Consider the following 14,607-nt stretch of genomic DNA (forward strand, 5'->3'; position numbering starts at 1 on the left):
TAAGCTGCTTTTGCACGTTGTCATTCGAACGGAATGGACTTCTAAGGACGCTATCCAGCATACTGTAAGCTTGTGATAGAGCGCTTTATACTAATCACACCAGGATAGTGGGAGACCTTTCAACTTGGTGCAGGGGTTCGTTTCTCACTTACATCGAAAGGGGTGGTAGGGAAGCTGCGAGACTCCCGCGGGAATGGATGGACTGGCAAGACCCCACAGTGCGAAGCACGAGGAGGCTTGCCGTCATCCCCGCAGGAAAGCGAGTAGCTTCCCAGCCCCCCTGGCACTCAACACGATAACGAACCCCGAACCATCTCGAAACTGAGTTTTCAACATCCTGCCATATAGTTGAACAAATTTTATAGATTTCTGGTACATTAATATAGGAAGGGGTGAAGGTAGTGTCACAACTAATTTTAGTAGAGAAAAAAGAAGGGTATGCGGTTTTAACCTTAAACCGGCCGGGAAAGATGAATGCCATTTCTAAACAAATGACGAAAGAATTTTATCAAGCAATTATAGAGTTGAAGAAAGCAAACCTGAAGTTCCTTGTCGTCACGGGTGCTGGTGATCGTGCTTTTTGTGCAGGGGGAGACTTGCATGAACTTCACGGGGAGATGAGTGCAGACCAAGCGTTCGCCAAGCTGCAACCGATGAAAGAAGTTCTGTATGAATTGGCTACTTTTCCTGTCCCGACGATTGCTGTATTAAACGGACAGGCAAGGGGAGGTGGTTGTGAAATTGCTACGGCCTGTGATTTCAGATATGGAACCGAGAACGCTTCCTTTGGGTTCGTCCAGGCGAATTTAGGTATAATCCCGGGCTGGGGAGGAGGCACTCTTTTATATCAGCGGGTAAGAAGTGACGTAGCTGCCCACTGGTTAATGGATGCTGACATGTACACTGCAGACCAAGTCTATCGAATCGGGTGGTTACATAAGATGATTACAGTAAACTGGGGAAAAGAAATTTTCTTATCCTTTCTTAACAAAACTCCTGAACAAATGAAAATTTTTAAGCGGCAGTATTTGGATCACTTGAATCTTGATTCGCTTTCGGAACGCATGGAGCGCGAAGTCAGGCAATGTTCCCTGTTATGGGAATCAAACGAGCATAAAGAGGCAGTTCGAAACTTTGAAGAGTCAAGAAAAAGATAAGAAATACGATTCTATCAATCCTCCCTCCCGCATAACTATAAGCAAACGATAGAGGAGGGATGCTATGGATGCCCCGAGACAAGACGCCTGGAAGGAAGAGGAAGATCTTCTGCTCGCTACAACTGTTTTGAAGCACATCCGTGAAGGGAAAACTCAGTTGGAAGCCTTCCAGGAAGTGGCTGAACAATTGCACAGAACTCCGGCGGCCTGCGGTTTCCGGTGGAACGCGACCGTTCGGAAAGAATACCAGAAAGAGATCCAGGAAGCGAAAAACAGCCGTAAAGCCACACGGACGATATATTCACCCTCTAAGTCTTCTGATGATCCACCGATGTCTTTGGATGCGGCCATCTCGTTTCTTAAAGAAATGAGATCGAAGCAGTTCGAAGAACAGGGGAAAGAATATTTAGAGACCCAGTTAAAAAAACTGAATGAGGATAATGAAAAGTTGAGACAGGAATTGAAGCAATGGGAACAAGCGTGGAACGAGATGGATAAACTGGTCCATTGGGTGAAAGAAAAACGAAAAAGTGAGAGTGGTGTTTGAGCGATCGTTTCCTCTGCCATTCATATCATTTTCCATTATAAAAAAAGGCCCCTACAACTTTGTGTAGCGGCCTCATTCATATTTAAGCGTTTATTTCTCTTTCCTCGACACCTGTTGGCATCCAAATCAATGGGTTTTCCCCAAGATCCCTCGCGACATCGTAGTGGGCTTTCTGAAAGCCCATTTTCTCCCAAAAGCCATGAGAATTGATTCTAGGGTTCGTTTTGATGGGCAGTTCAAAGCTCTTGGCGAATTCCACCAACGCTTTTCCATACCCAAGTCCCCGGTAGTCCGGGAGTACTTCCAGTTTCCACAACTCAAGATAGTCCTGTGCAGGGTCGAAATAGTGATCGTACTTGGCTTTTACCCGGTAAAGGCTCATACGTGCAACTAAAGCGCTTCCATAATACACTCCGTAAAAAGGAGACTCGCTATCGTTTTCAACGATATTGCTTTCCAAATCCTCAAGCATCGTAAGCTCCTGATTTCCGTACTCTTTAAACCTTTTAAACTCCTCGAGCGTCTTATAATTGACCAATAAAGGTTGAACTCTTGTTTTCGTCATCATTAAAAGAATCCCCTTTCAAGTATCTGTCTATATTCTCATTATAATATAAAAATATTCAGAATGAAATGAATAATAATGCATCGGACAAATATCGACTGCAATATTGCAAGTGAATCTGCTACAATAGGGAGGCAGATTAGTACGAAATGAGGAGAGCTTAATGAAAATCGGGATCATCGGGGCAGGGGCTATAGGATTATTGACAGGGGCCTATTTAGGGAGAACCCATGAAGTTCATATGTTTGTGAAAAAAGAAGATCAAAGGAAGGTTCTCTCCGATGAGGGAATCTTTTGCGAACCTCTCGCAGGTCCGGTGGCTGTCCATGCGCATTTAGTGACAGATATGTGCGAAGGGTTTGATTTATGGATCGTGGCGGTTAAGCAGCTGGCTATGGACGCATTTTTAGAAAGGCACCTTCCATCTGACGCTCCTTACCTATTTATCCAGAATGGTATGGGGCACCTGGAGAAAGTAGCGTCGACAGCACTCAATAGCTGTGTAGGTGTGATGGAACACGGGGCCATCGCGAAGGGTGCGAACATAGTGGAACATAGAGGAAAAGGAAATATGCAAATGGCTGCCTTTGAAGGGATTGAAGATGACCGTGTAGAATATCTCTCCAGGGCGTTACATACAACAGATTTTCCGGTCATCTTCCAATCACATTATGAAGCCATGCTAAAGAAAAAACTGATCATCAATGCAGTGATCAATCCTCTCACGGCACTATTCTCTCAGCCGAATCATTCCATCGTAACAAATCCATCCATTAATGAACTTGCCCGAGCTTTATGCAGAGAGGCCTGCTTTGCTTTAGAGCTTGATTTCGAAGAAGAATGGGAGCGAGTGAAGGTCATTGCGGATCGGACGGGTGAAAATCACTCCTCTATGTTGAAGGACCTTTCGGAAGGTAAAAAGACAGAAGTGGACAGCATCAATGGCTACATCCTTAGAAGTTTCCAACAATCGCTTCCCTATCATCACTTCGTAATGAATGCCATTCGCGCACTTGAGTACGAGAGGGGGATTGGAAAAAATGAGTGATGTGATTGTCTACACGGTGGCTTTTCTTATTACCTTGCCTCTCCCTTTTTTAGTGATTTTCTATTTGTTCGCAAGAAAATGGAGCCGTCATAAATTGAAGGCTCTTCATCGGACGGCGAACTATACAGCCCCGGTTTTTATTTTGTCGGTACACGTCCTTTTGATTGTTTTGTTCGAACGCAGTTTCCTGCCGTTTATCATCGTTTTTTTATTGTTCCTGCTCGGTTTATCGATGGTCGCCCAATATAAAATAAACGATGAAGTTCGCCTTTTCCGGGCACTCAAGGGGTTTTGGCGGGTCAGTTTCCTTTTGTTTATTCTATTTTACATGGGACTTAGCACTTATGGACTTGTCGCCCGGGTGTTTTTTATATAAGTATTAGAGGAACTTTACTACGAGGTTTGGCATGATATTTTGACCCTGACATAAGATAATGAAAGACGAGCACAGCCTCACGAAGGCTGTGCTTTTCCATCGAATAAAAGTCATTTATGGCAGGTCCTGCTCCCTTGAGGCAAATGTTTCGTAAATCTTTCAAACAGATAATGTGAACTATGGAGCGGTTTTTTGTACAATACAATAGGATACATACTAAAACATGTAACTTTTGCCTATAAAGGAGTCGTAAAAGATATGCGTATCGATCCGATGGAACTACAACCGAAGCAGACGCTGTTTCGTGATTATAAAAATGATTATAAAAAAATAGCAGACCGGTTTAACTACGCCCCATTCGAAGATTCAACCTGGGAGCGCCGGTTATCAGAATTGAAGAACCATACCTATCAGCGGATAGAACTTTCGAATATCCTCAGCAGGATGAACAGACGGTGGGGAGCACCGGAGGGTACGCTTGATAACATTGAAAGATTGAAAGAGGAAGATAGTGTCGTAGTCATTGCCGGTCAGCAGGCGGGATTGCTTACAGGCCCGCTATATTCTGTCCATAAAATTATTTCCGTCCTGCAGCTTGCGAAAAATAAAGAAAAAGAACTCGGCCGGCCTGTGATTCCGGTCTTCTGGATTGCAGGAGAAGATCATGATTTTGATGAGATCCATCACATCCTGATGAAAAAGGGAAATGGCATGGAAAAACTGACCATCGATCATACTCCTGAAACTAAAGCTTCTGTATCGGATATTACGATCGATCAAAATAAGGCTTCCAATTGGCTGAAGGAAGTATTCAGTGCCGTCAAAGAAACAGAGCATACCCGGGACTTTTATAAGTCGATGGACACCCTCTTGAAAGAGTCCGTGACTTACAGCGACTTTTTTGCGAAAGTCGTTCACCATCTGTTTCCCGAAGAAGGTCTGGTCATGATTGATGCTCATGACCCGGAAGTACGCCGGCTTGAGACTCCGTATTTCAGGACGATGATTGATAAAAACAAGGAAATCGCAAGTGGAGTGTATGCGGTCTTACAGAAAAACCGTCAGGAAGGGTATGAAACCTTACTGGATAGTGAGATAGAGGATGCGCATCTTTTCTATAATATGGGAGGAGAAAGGGTGCTTCTGGTCCGGGATGAAGAAGGAAATTTCAGAGGGAAAAACAATGAGGTGGCTATGTCTGAGGAAGAATTGTTGAGAGTTAGTATGGAGACGCCTGAACGGCTCAGCAATAATGTAGTCACACGCCCTCTTATGCAGGAAGCCCTTTTTCCTGTACTCGGATTTATCGGAGGCCCCGGGGAAATCAATTACTGGTCTGTATTGAAACCTGCATTCGAGGCCGCTGGTCTGGATATGCCTCCTGTGCTGCCGCGCTTATCGTTCACGATGGTCGATCGTAAGACACGCCAGGAACTGAATAAATTCCAAATCACAGCTGAGGATGCTGTCCAGTCCGGTGTGCGCAAGAAAAAGATGAATTGGATCGCCTCTCAAAGTACACCCAAGATCCAGCAATTGGCGCAGCACGTGAAAAAAGAAATCGACAGCGTCCATGCTCCTTTGCGTGAAAAGTCAAGGGAGCTGGGTGCGGACCTCGGGCAACTTGCCGACAAGAACTTGGCCTATATAATGGAAAACATCGACTTTTTAGAAAAGCGTCTTCAACATTCCATAGAAATACGTCATCAACATGAAATGGAACAGTTTGAAAACATGGAATGGACTTTGCATCCTGGTGGTGGATTGCAGGAAAGAATGTGGAGCATCGTCCCATGGATCAATGAGTACGGAACAACAGTCTTTCAGCAGATGAACAGACACCATATGAGCTTTAACAACGATCATTATGTCGTATATTTGTAGGGAAGTTCCTCCACCATCCCCCACCACATAAAATTCAGGAAAAACCCATTAAAATCTTGCCTTCAGGGGCAGGATTTTTTTCTTGGAAAGAGAATGATAAAAAAGTAAGTGGAGAAAAGTGGGGCGATGTGGTAAGGTGAAATTAGAAGGTGGGGGAACTCTATGTTCATGGGTGAATTTCAGCACAACATTGATACAAAAGGACGGATCATCGTACCCTCGAAATTCCGCCCGGACCTCGGGGACACTTTTGTGCTCACGAGAGGTTTAGATCAGTGTCTGTTTGCTTATCCTATGGACGAATGGAAACTCCTTGAAGAGAAACTGAAAAAACTTCCCCTTACTAAGAAAGATGCAAGGGCCTTCACCCGCTTTTTCTTCTCTGGTGCTGTCGAGTGTGAAGTAGACAAGCAGGGAAGGATCAACATTCCGCAGCCGTTGAGAAAATATGCTGCGCTTGAAAAAGAATGTGTCGTCATCGGTGTGTCCAACAGGATTGAGTTTTGGAGTCATGACGAGTGGGAGAACTATTTTGAAGCTTCGGAAGAATCCTTCTCTGAGATTGCAGAAAATATGTTAGATTTTGATATCTGATGGATAGAAACGAGTGAAACCATGTTTGAGCATTACAGCGTATTAAAAAATGAAACCATACAACAATTAGATTTAGACCCGGAAGGTACCTATGTCGACTGTACATTGGGCGGCGGAGGGCATTCGGAAGCGATTGCTAGAGCCCTGAAGGGAAAAGGACGATTGATTTCCTTCGACCAGGATGAGACGGCTCTCCAGGCGGCGAAAGAGCGTCTGAAGGACTATGAGCACCGAATTACTTTCGTTAAGGCGAACTTCCGTCAATTGGAAGAGAAATTGTCAGAGCTTCAGGTAACGGATGTCGATGGTGTGATTTATGATCTGGGTGTATCCAGTCCACAATTAGATGTGGAAGAACGAGGGTTCAGTTATCACCAGGATGCTCCTTTGGATATGCGCATGAACCAGGACGCTGCACTTAGTGCCAAGGAAGTCGTCAATGAATGGCCGTACCAGGATCTTGTACGCATCTTCTTCAAATATGGAGAGGAGAAATTCTCCAAGCAAATTGCCAGGAAAATTGAAGCAGCAAGACAAGAAAAGCCTATTGAAACGACGGGGGAATTAGTAGAGTTGATTAAAGAAGGAATTCCTGCTCCAGCAAGAAGGAAGGGAGGACACCCGGGGAAAAGGGTGTTCCAAGCGATCCGTATAGCTGTCAATGATGAGCTTGGTGCCTTTCAGGACAGTCTGCATCAGGCCGCGCGAGTCGTCGGAATTGGTGGACGTATCGCCGTTATTACTTTCCACTCTCTAGAAGACCGTCTATGTAAGCAGGCGTTCAAAAAGTGGAGCTCCAACCCTCCGTTGCCGAAGAATATCCCGGTCATTCCGGAGGACAAACAGCCACCTTTTCGATTGGTCAGCCGAAAGCCTATTGTAGCCGATGAGTCGGAACTTGAGGAAAATCGCCGTTCACGTTCTGCTAAGTTGAGGATTATCGAGAAAGTCAAACCTTGGAATAAGGAATTTGAATTTAATGAAGGGTGGAAACAAACATGAGTGCTGAACAGATAAGAAAACAGCAGCCTTTACAGCAGCCTGACAGACAGAAACAGGTTAAAGTAAAGGTACATAAAAAGAAATGGATCAGTACAGGGGAGAAGTTCCTCTATTCGTTTGCTACGGCCGCCGTCCTTGCAGCATCTGTGTTTTTAGTACAGACTTCTGCCCAGACGGATGAGATCAACCGCGATATCCGTGGGTTGGAACAGGACATCCTGCAGAAGCAGTCGCAAAATGAAAATCTTGCTTATCAAGTAAAAGAACTCAGCAATCCTGACCGGATTTTGAGTATCGCTAAAGAGAATGGATTGAATATCCAAAATGCACAAGTGAAGCAAGCCGGTAAAATCAATAACGAGTAACGGCTGGTGATTTCATCATGAAAAGTCGAAATAATAAGAGCTCCGCATTTTTGATGATCGCTTTTGCGATTGTATTCTTCATCATTGCGGGGCGTTTCATTTACATTGAGACGGCCGACACGGTCGAAGGGGTCGATTTGAAAGAATGGGCGGAGGATATCCGTACCACCTCTTATGAAATCGATGCAGACAGAGGAAAAATTTATGACAAAAATGGCATGGTCCTTGCCTATGATCGACCAACCTATAGAATTTATGCGATTGTAGACCCTGACTATTCTGCTAATCTTGATCCACCGAGACACGTGGACGAACCAGCTGAAACAGCTCAAAAACTTGCGCCCATTTTGGATATGGAAGCAAGTGAGATCCGTGAAACGATTGAAGAGGGGCAGGAAGATGGGCGTTTTCAAGTAGAATTCGGTTCCAAAGGACGTTCCATTACACAAGAGAAGAGGGACGAAATTGAAAAACTCGAACTGAATGGAATCGAGTTCAAACAGGAATCGAAACGATACTATCCGAACGGAAAGTTCGCCTCTCATGTCATCGGCTTCGCACGCAGCCAGGATGGAAACATCAATGGTGTGACAGGAGTCGAGAAACAGATGGAAGAACATCTTCAGGAGGAAAAAGGGAAAATAAGTTATGAACGGGATAAGTACGGGACAAAACTGCTTGATCCGAATGAAGTCATGACAGAACCGGAGAATGGAAATGATGTACATTTGACCATCGACCAGAAAATACAGACGTTCCTGGAAGACGCCCTCACACAAGTGGATGACCAATACAGCCCTGAGAAAATTATGGCGGCTGTCATGGATCCGGATACTGGGGAAATCCTAGCGATGAGCAATCGTCCCAGTTATAATCCGAACGATATTGGTGATGTTGAGAACTGGTACAATGACATTGTCTCCCATACGTTTGAACCTGGGTCGACTATGAAAATTTTCACATGGGCAGCAGCGATTGAAGAAGGCGTCTATAATGGAAGTGATATGTTCAAATCTGGGACCTATAAAGTTCCGGGCCACACAATTGGAGATCATAACAATGGCCAGGGATGGGGACCGATTTCCTATAATGAAGGGTTTCAGCGTTCTTCGAATGTCGCTTCATCCAAAATTGCCCTTGAAGTTTTAGGACCTTCGAAACTACGGGAATATTTGACCGATTTTCGCTTTGATGAAAAGACAGGGATCGACCTTCCTAATGAAAAGAATGGGCGTTTCGTCTTCAATAAGCCGTCCGAACAGGCGACTACATCATTCGGTCAGGGTTCTACTTTCACGGCCATCCAGTTGATGACAGCGGCGACATCAGTCGCTAACGATGGGAAAATGATGCGTCCATATATGCTTTCGCAAATCACCTCGAGTGAGACAGGAGAAGTGCTAAAGGAAAACAGTCCAGAAGAAATCGGGCAGCCCATCTCGAAAAGCACAGCGGATCAGGTCCGCGAGCTCATGGGGACGGTCATCACTTCCGAGCAGGGGACAGGACAATCCTTCAAATTGGACGATTATACGCTGGCCGGCAAAACTGGAACCGCTCAAATGATTGAGAACGGCAGTTATTTGACGGGACGGAATAACTACGTATTCTCGTTTATGGGGATGGCACCGAAAGAAGATCCGGAACTTCTCATTTATGTAGCCGTCCAGCAGCCAGATCTTGAAGTAACAGAGCTTGGTTCTGAACCTGTTTCCTATATCACACGGACAGTGCTTGAGAACAGTCTGCATTATATGGACGTGCAGCCTGATAAGGAAGTGGATCAGTCCGTTTCTCCAATTACCATTCCGGATGTAGTTGGGAAGCGTACGTCCGAGGCTGAAGAAGAGCTGAAAGAAACGTTTGCTAATGTGGAAGTCCTGGGGAAAGGCGGGAAAGTGACGGCCATCCTTCCGCAACCGGGGGAAGAAGTCGTTAAGAATCAGCGAATCATGGTCGTTACCGATAAACCGACGATGCCGGATCTGACTGGCTATTCCGCTCGTGACGTACACAGGATCGTAAAGCATTTCCAATTGAACCTTGAGACGATGGGGAACGGGTTTGTTGAGAAACAAAGCATCCCCGCAGGATCAGCGATTAAAGAAGATGGCTATTTAGTAGTAGAATTGGCTCCTCCAGCTGAGGAGTAACACCATTCCAGGCAGTGTTCTAATCGTTTCCAGATTGCATATAGTGATACAAGCTGACTCTATTGACTTCAAAAAGGAGTTATTAAGATGAGACGAGTATCACAAGTAATCGTAAAGAAACGGTTAGTCGCTGTCTTTCTTGTTGGAATGGTTATTTTTTTTGTCATTGCAGGCAGGCTCGGGTATGTACAGTTTTTCCTAAGCGATTTCCTCATTGCAAAAGCGGAGGAATCGTGGAGCAGAGACATTACCTTCGAGCCGGAACGTGGGAAGATTCTTGATACGAATGGAGAAATCCTCGTAGGAAACCAATCGGCTCCAACGGTCATGGTTGTACCTAGGCAGGTGAAGGACGCCGAAGGGACGGCTCAAAACCTTGCCAAAATTTTGGATATGAGTGTGGATAAAGCTTACTCTCACGTGACGAAAGTGACCTCCATCGAGCGTATTCACCCGGAAGGGCGTAAGATCAGTGAAGAGCAGGCCGAAGCGATCCAGTCTCTTCAAATGCCAGGGGTTTACATAGCGGAAGATTCTGAAAGGTACTATCCTCATGGATCTTTCCTTTCTCATGTGCTCGGTTTCAGCGGAATCGATAATCAGGGACTGCTCGGTCTGGAAGCCTATTATGATGAAGAATTGAAAGGGGAAAAAGGGGCCTTGTCCTTTTTTTCTGATGCCAAAGGGAAGCGAATGCCGGATATGGCCGATATTTACGATCCACCCGTCGACGGAAAAGATTTGCAATTAACGATTGATTATAAAGTTCAGTCCATTATGGAACGTGAACTTGATATTGCTCAGGCAAAATATAACCCGGATGGAGCCGTGGCTCTTGCCGTTGACCCAGACACTGGAAAAGTGGTTGGAATGGCGACGCGTCCTAATTTCGATCCCGCCAATTATCAAGAAGTAGAACCGGAAGTCTATAACAGGAATTTACCGGTATGGAGTACGTACGAGCCTGGTTCCACGTTCAAAATTATTACGCTCGCAGCGGCACTGGAAGAAGATCTCGTCGATCTGGATGATGAACACTTCCATGACTCGGGTGCAATCAAAGTGGATGGAGCGACCCTCCATTGCTGGAAACGGGGCGGTCATGGGGATCAGACTTTTTTAGAAGTGGTCCAGAATTCCTGCAACCCCGGATTTGTCACTCTCGGACAGAGGCTTGGAAAGGAAAAGCTGTTCGAATATATTGATCGGTTCGGGTTCGGGGAGAAAACGGGGATCGACCTTGAAGGGGAAGGGAAAGGAATTCTATTCAAACCTGAGAACGTAGGGCCGGTCGAACAGGCGACCACTGCTTTCGGCCAGGGGGTTTCGGTAACTCCGATCCAGCAGGTTATGGCAGTTGCCGCAGCAGTGAATGGCGGTTATTATTATGAACCGTATATTCAGGAAGCCTGGCTAGATCCTATCACCGGAGAAACCGTAGAGAAAAATGAACCTAAATTAAAAGAAAGAGTTATATCAGAAGAGACATCTGCGGAAATTCGTCGCGCCCTTGAAAGTGTCGTTGCCAAAGGGACAGGAAGAGGGGCTTATGTGGAAGGGTACCGTGTCGGAGGTAAAACCGGAACGGCTCAAAAAGTCGGCCCTGATGGACGTTACATGGAAAATAACCACATCGTATCCTTTATCGGGTTCGCTCCTGCGGATGACCCTGAACTCGTTGTATACCTTGCTATTGACAATCCGAAGAACACCGTCCAGTTCGGAGGGGTCGTAGCCGCTCCAATCGTAGGAAATATTATGGGGGACAGCCTGAGAGCGTTGGGGGTGGAAGCTCGGAAAGATGGTCTGGAAAAGGAATATTCCTGGCCTGATGAACCCCTTGTCGAAGTCCCGGATGTGACAGGTATGGAGAAAAAGGAATTGAGTCAAATGCTTCTGAATTTAGAAGTTGAAGTCAGTGGAAGCGGGTCCAAAGTGGTGACGCAGGCGCCTGAAGCCGGAGTGAAAGTGCCAAGCGGATCGACCATCCGAGTGTATTTAGGGAACTGACCATCTGTTTGGTATAATAAAACTGTAAACAGGTAAGGGTGACATTAATGAAAATGAAGAAACTCTTGCGGTATATCCCTTTTTATAAAGTGACGTCTTGTGTGTCTGACCTTCAGATCACCGGCCTATCCATGGACTCAAGGACGACAGAGCCAGGGGATGTCTTCGTCTGCATTCGTGGAGTTGATGTGGATGGTCATCGGTTTGCTAAGGCTGCAGTTGAGAAGGGGGCAGCAGCTATCATCGCAGAGGAAAAGGTGGATGTGTCAGTCCCCGTCGTTCTCGTAAATGATACTGCAAGAGCCCTTGCCATGACAGCTGCCGCCTTCTACTACTGTCCTTCAGAATCACTTCATGTTATCGGTGTGACAGGGACCAACGGCAAAACATCCATCACCTATTTACTGGATGAAATTTTTCAACATCACAAAAAAACGACCGGTATCATCGGAACCATCCAAGTCAACATTGCTGGGGAGACGTTCCCGGTGAAAAACACCACGCCTGATGCTTTAACCTTACAGCGCTATTTCCATAAAATGCGCAAAGCGGACATCGATCAGGCCATCATGGAAGTATCATCCCATGCGCTCGATCAAGGTAGAGTTTATGGATGCGATTTCGATATTGCCATCTTTACGAATTTAACGCAGGACCATTTAGATTATCATGAAAATTTTGATGATTATCTTCGTGCAAAGTCCCTATTGTTCGCACAATTAGGGAATGGGTATAATAAAGAACGTGAGAAATTCGCTGTTGTGAATTTGGATTCTCCACTTGCGAAAAAAATCATCCGTTCCACCTCTCAAGGTTTAATGACTTATGGAATCCATGAACATGCCGATGTGAGAGCGGATGAGTATAATCTGTCTGAAACGGGTACGTCATTCCTGATGACCACACCGATTGGAACGATTACCATAACCAGCCCCCTAATGGGTTTATTCAGCATTTATAACATGCTGGCAGCTGCTTGTGCCGCCATCTTAGCGGGAGTGCCCCTGAAGACGATTCAGCACTCTTTTCAACAGACTCGCGGAGTCAAGGGGCGGTTTGAACCTGTAAGGGAAGGGCAGGGATTTGGAGTTGTCGTGGATTATGCCCATACACCTGATTCTTTGAAAAACGTATTAGAGACTCTGCGTGAAATTAGCAAGGGAGCAATCACCCTCGTGGTCGGATGCGGCGGGGATCGGGACCGCAGCAAACGCCCGCTCATGGCAAAAGTCAGTGCCGATTATGCTGACCGTGTGATTTTCACGAATGACAACCCGCGTACGGAAGATCCGAAGCAGATCTTCAGAGACATGACCGCCCATGTGAAAGGGCGTTACCATTTAATCGAAGATCGTAAAGAAGCTATTCGATATGCACTTGAAAAGGCGGAGTCAGGAGATGTCGTCCTGATTGCCGGCAAAGGTCATGAAACCTATCAGGAAATTCAAGGGACCCGTCATCATTTTGATGACTGTGAGGTGGCCCGTACGATATTAAGAGAAATGAAGGAGCATCCATCATGATTTTAGAAGTAAATGAACTTTCGCAAATCTTTCCGAATAAAAAAGGAGCGGCAACGGATCAGATTCGTTTGAAATCTGTCATGACCGACACTCGGAAGACGGCCAAGCAAAGTTTGTTCGTCCCGATTGTTGGGGAGAACTTTAATGCACACGATTTCCTGAGCGAAGCGATCAAGCAGGGGGCAGTCGCTGCTTTGTGGCAGGAAGACCAACCTCTTCCGAAACTCGTACCGACAGATTTTCCTGTCTTTTTCGTGAAAGACACAACGGAAGCCCTCCAACAGCTGGCCGCTTATTATCTTCAAAAAGTCGATCCGATCATTGTCGGGGTTACGGGATCCAATGGTAAGACGACGACTAAAGATTTAACGGCAGCTGTCCTGCAAGTGAAATATAAAACACACAAAACTGCCGGCAATTTTAATAACCACATCGGTCTCCCTCTCACTGTGCTTTCCATGGATCCAGAGACAGAAGCTGTCGTCCTGGAGATGGGAATGGATCGTGCGGGGGAAATTTCCGTTTTATCAAAGCTTGCTAAACCCGACTATGCCATCATTACGAATATCGGAGAATCCCATATCGAAAATTTTGGTTCCAGGGAAGGGATTGCAAACGCAAAGCTTGAAATTACAGAAGGTCTTTCTGGACAGGGGGCGTTGATCCTCGATGGAGACGAATCACTGCTTGAAGATAAAAAGAAAGAGAAGTGGACGGTAAGTTGTGGTTTTGGCAGTGGCCTTGATTATCGCGCTGAAAATCTTCAGTTGACAGATGAAACCAGCCGGTTTACAGTCAGTGGGCGGTCTTTTGAATTGCCTATGGCCGGGAAACATAATGTGAAAAATGCCACATATGTCATCGCACTTGCCGACCTTCTTGAGATCAGCGATGAAGATATCCAAGCAGGCTTTCAGCACATCGAAATGTCAGGTATGCGTTTTGAGAAGCATTCAGGACCGAATGGCTCTCTGATTATCAATGATGCCTACAATGCTTCTCCGACATCAATGAAAGCCATTATTGAAGTTGTCAGTCAATTGACATCAAAAAGCAGGAAAGTGTTAATATTAGGTGATATGTTCGAACTTGGTGATCAATCAGAAGCTCTTCATGCAAGCGTAGCTGAAGTCATTGCTGATAACATCCACGCTGTTTTTACGATCGGAGATCATTCCAGAAACATATCGGACGCCGCAGGAAAATTACATCCACACATGGAAACTATGCATTTTCAAGATAAACAATTGTTAAGTCATCATGTCCGTCAAACATTAACAGCGGACACCGTCGTACTCATTAAAGCTTCCAGAGGTATGAAGTTAGAAAGTATTCTCGATCATCTCATGGATTGATCGGATGGCGATGATGATGGATAAGGAG

13 protein-coding genes are annotated in these 14,607 nt (G+C 45.6%); 12 read left to right on the forward strand and 1 reads right to left on the reverse strand.

What is annotated here, in order from left to right:
• The first annotated feature begins 401 nt into the window (after positions 1–401).
• Both ACXADE_RS08690 and ACXADE_RS08695 read left to right on the forward strand, forming a co-directional pair.
• Complete coding sequence (locus ACXADE_RS08690; protein ID WP_474980084.1) at positions 402–1,157, forward strand: enoyl-CoA hydratase/isomerase family protein; 756 nt, start codon at positions 402–404, stop codon at positions 1,155–1,157.
• A gap of 64 nt (positions 1,158–1,221) precedes the next feature.
• Positions 1,222–1,704 carry an RsfA family transcriptional regulator gene (locus ACXADE_RS08695; RefSeq protein WP_474980085.1) on the forward strand — a complete coding sequence of 161 codons (483 nt, stop codon included), beginning with the start codon at positions 1,222–1,224 and terminating at the stop codon, positions 1,702–1,704.
• A gap of 82 nt (positions 1,705–1,786) precedes the next feature.
• On the opposite strand, the gene ACXADE_RS08700 is transcribed toward ACXADE_RS08695, so the two are convergent.
• Positions 1,787–2,272 (reverse strand): N-acetyltransferase, encoded by a 486-nt coding sequence (locus ACXADE_RS08700; RefSeq protein ID WP_474980086.1) that lies wholly within the window; start codon positions 2,270–2,272, stop codon positions 1,787–1,789.
• Between the two features lie 160 nt (positions 2,273–2,432).
• On the opposite strand from ACXADE_RS08700, the gene ACXADE_RS08705 reads away from it, so the two are divergent.
• The 10 genes from ACXADE_RS08705 to ACXADE_RS08750 all read left to right on the forward strand — a co-directional run bounded on the left by ACXADE_RS08705 (position 2,433) and on the right by ACXADE_RS08750 (position 14,579).
• Positions 2,433–3,317, forward strand: coding sequence for a 2-dehydropantoate 2-reductase (locus tag ACXADE_RS08705; RefSeq protein WP_474980087.1), 885 nt, complete (start codon positions 2,433–2,435; stop codon positions 3,315–3,317).
• On the forward strand, positions 3,310–3,693 hold the full coding sequence (locus ACXADE_RS08710) for a DUF3397 domain-containing protein (protein WP_474980088.1): 384 nt from the start codon (positions 3,310–3,312) through the stop codon (positions 3,691–3,693). The genes ACXADE_RS08705 and ACXADE_RS08710 overlap by 8 nt, the downstream gene beginning before the upstream one ends.
• A gap of 192 nt (positions 3,694–3,885) precedes the next feature.
• A complete protein-coding gene (gene bshC, locus ACXADE_RS08715) occupies positions 3,886–5,577 on the forward strand; it encodes a bacillithiol biosynthesis cysteine-adding enzyme BshC (protein ID WP_474980089.1) in 1,692 nt (563 codons plus the stop codon).
• A gap of 162 nt (positions 5,578–5,739) precedes the next feature.
• Positions 5,740–6,171 (forward strand): division/cell wall cluster transcriptional repressor MraZ, encoded by a 432-nt coding sequence (gene mraZ, locus ACXADE_RS08720; protein WP_474980090.1) that lies wholly within the window; start codon positions 5,740–5,742, stop codon positions 6,169–6,171.
• A gap of 21 nt (positions 6,172–6,192) precedes the next feature.
• On the forward strand, positions 6,193–7,173 hold the full coding sequence (rsmH, locus tag ACXADE_RS08725; protein ID WP_474980091.1) for a 16S rRNA (cytosine(1402)-N(4))-methyltransferase RsmH: 981 nt from the start codon (positions 6,193–6,195) through the stop codon (positions 7,171–7,173).
• On the forward strand, positions 7,170–7,538 hold the full coding sequence (ftsL, locus tag ACXADE_RS08730) for a cell division protein FtsL (protein WP_474980092.1): 369 nt from the start codon (positions 7,170–7,172) through the stop codon (positions 7,536–7,538). The genes rsmH and ftsL overlap by 4 nt, the downstream gene beginning before the upstream one ends.
• 17 nt (positions 7,539–7,555) lie before the next feature.
• Complete coding sequence (locus tag ACXADE_RS08735; RefSeq protein ID WP_474980093.1) at positions 7,556–9,691, forward strand: penicillin-binding protein; 2,136 nt, start codon at positions 7,556–7,558, stop codon at positions 9,689–9,691.
• Positions 9,692–9,778: 87 nt separating this feature from the next.
• Complete coding sequence (locus ACXADE_RS08740) at positions 9,779–11,701, forward strand: stage V sporulation protein D (protein WP_474980094.1); 1,923 nt, start codon at positions 9,779–9,781, stop codon at positions 11,699–11,701.
• Between the two features lie 47 nt (positions 11,702–11,748).
• Positions 11,749–13,224: a UDP-N-acetylmuramoyl-L-alanyl-D-glutamate--2,6-diaminopimelate ligase gene (locus tag ACXADE_RS08745; RefSeq protein ID WP_474980095.1), complete on the forward strand. Its 1,476-nt coding sequence runs from the start codon at positions 11,749–11,751 to the stop codon at positions 13,222–13,224.
• The gene (locus ACXADE_RS08750; RefSeq protein WP_474980096.1) at positions 13,221–14,579 is read left to right on the forward strand and encodes a UDP-N-acetylmuramoyl-tripeptide--D-alanyl-D-alanine ligase; all 1,359 of its coding nucleotides are present in this window, start codon (positions 13,221–13,223) and stop codon (positions 14,577–14,579) included. Before ACXADE_RS08745 ends, ACXADE_RS08750 begins: the two co-directional genes overlap by 4 nt.
• Positions 14,580–14,607: the final 28 nt, after the last annotated feature.

It is taken from the genome of Halobacillus sp. ABR2_026, from assembly GCF_056158545.1.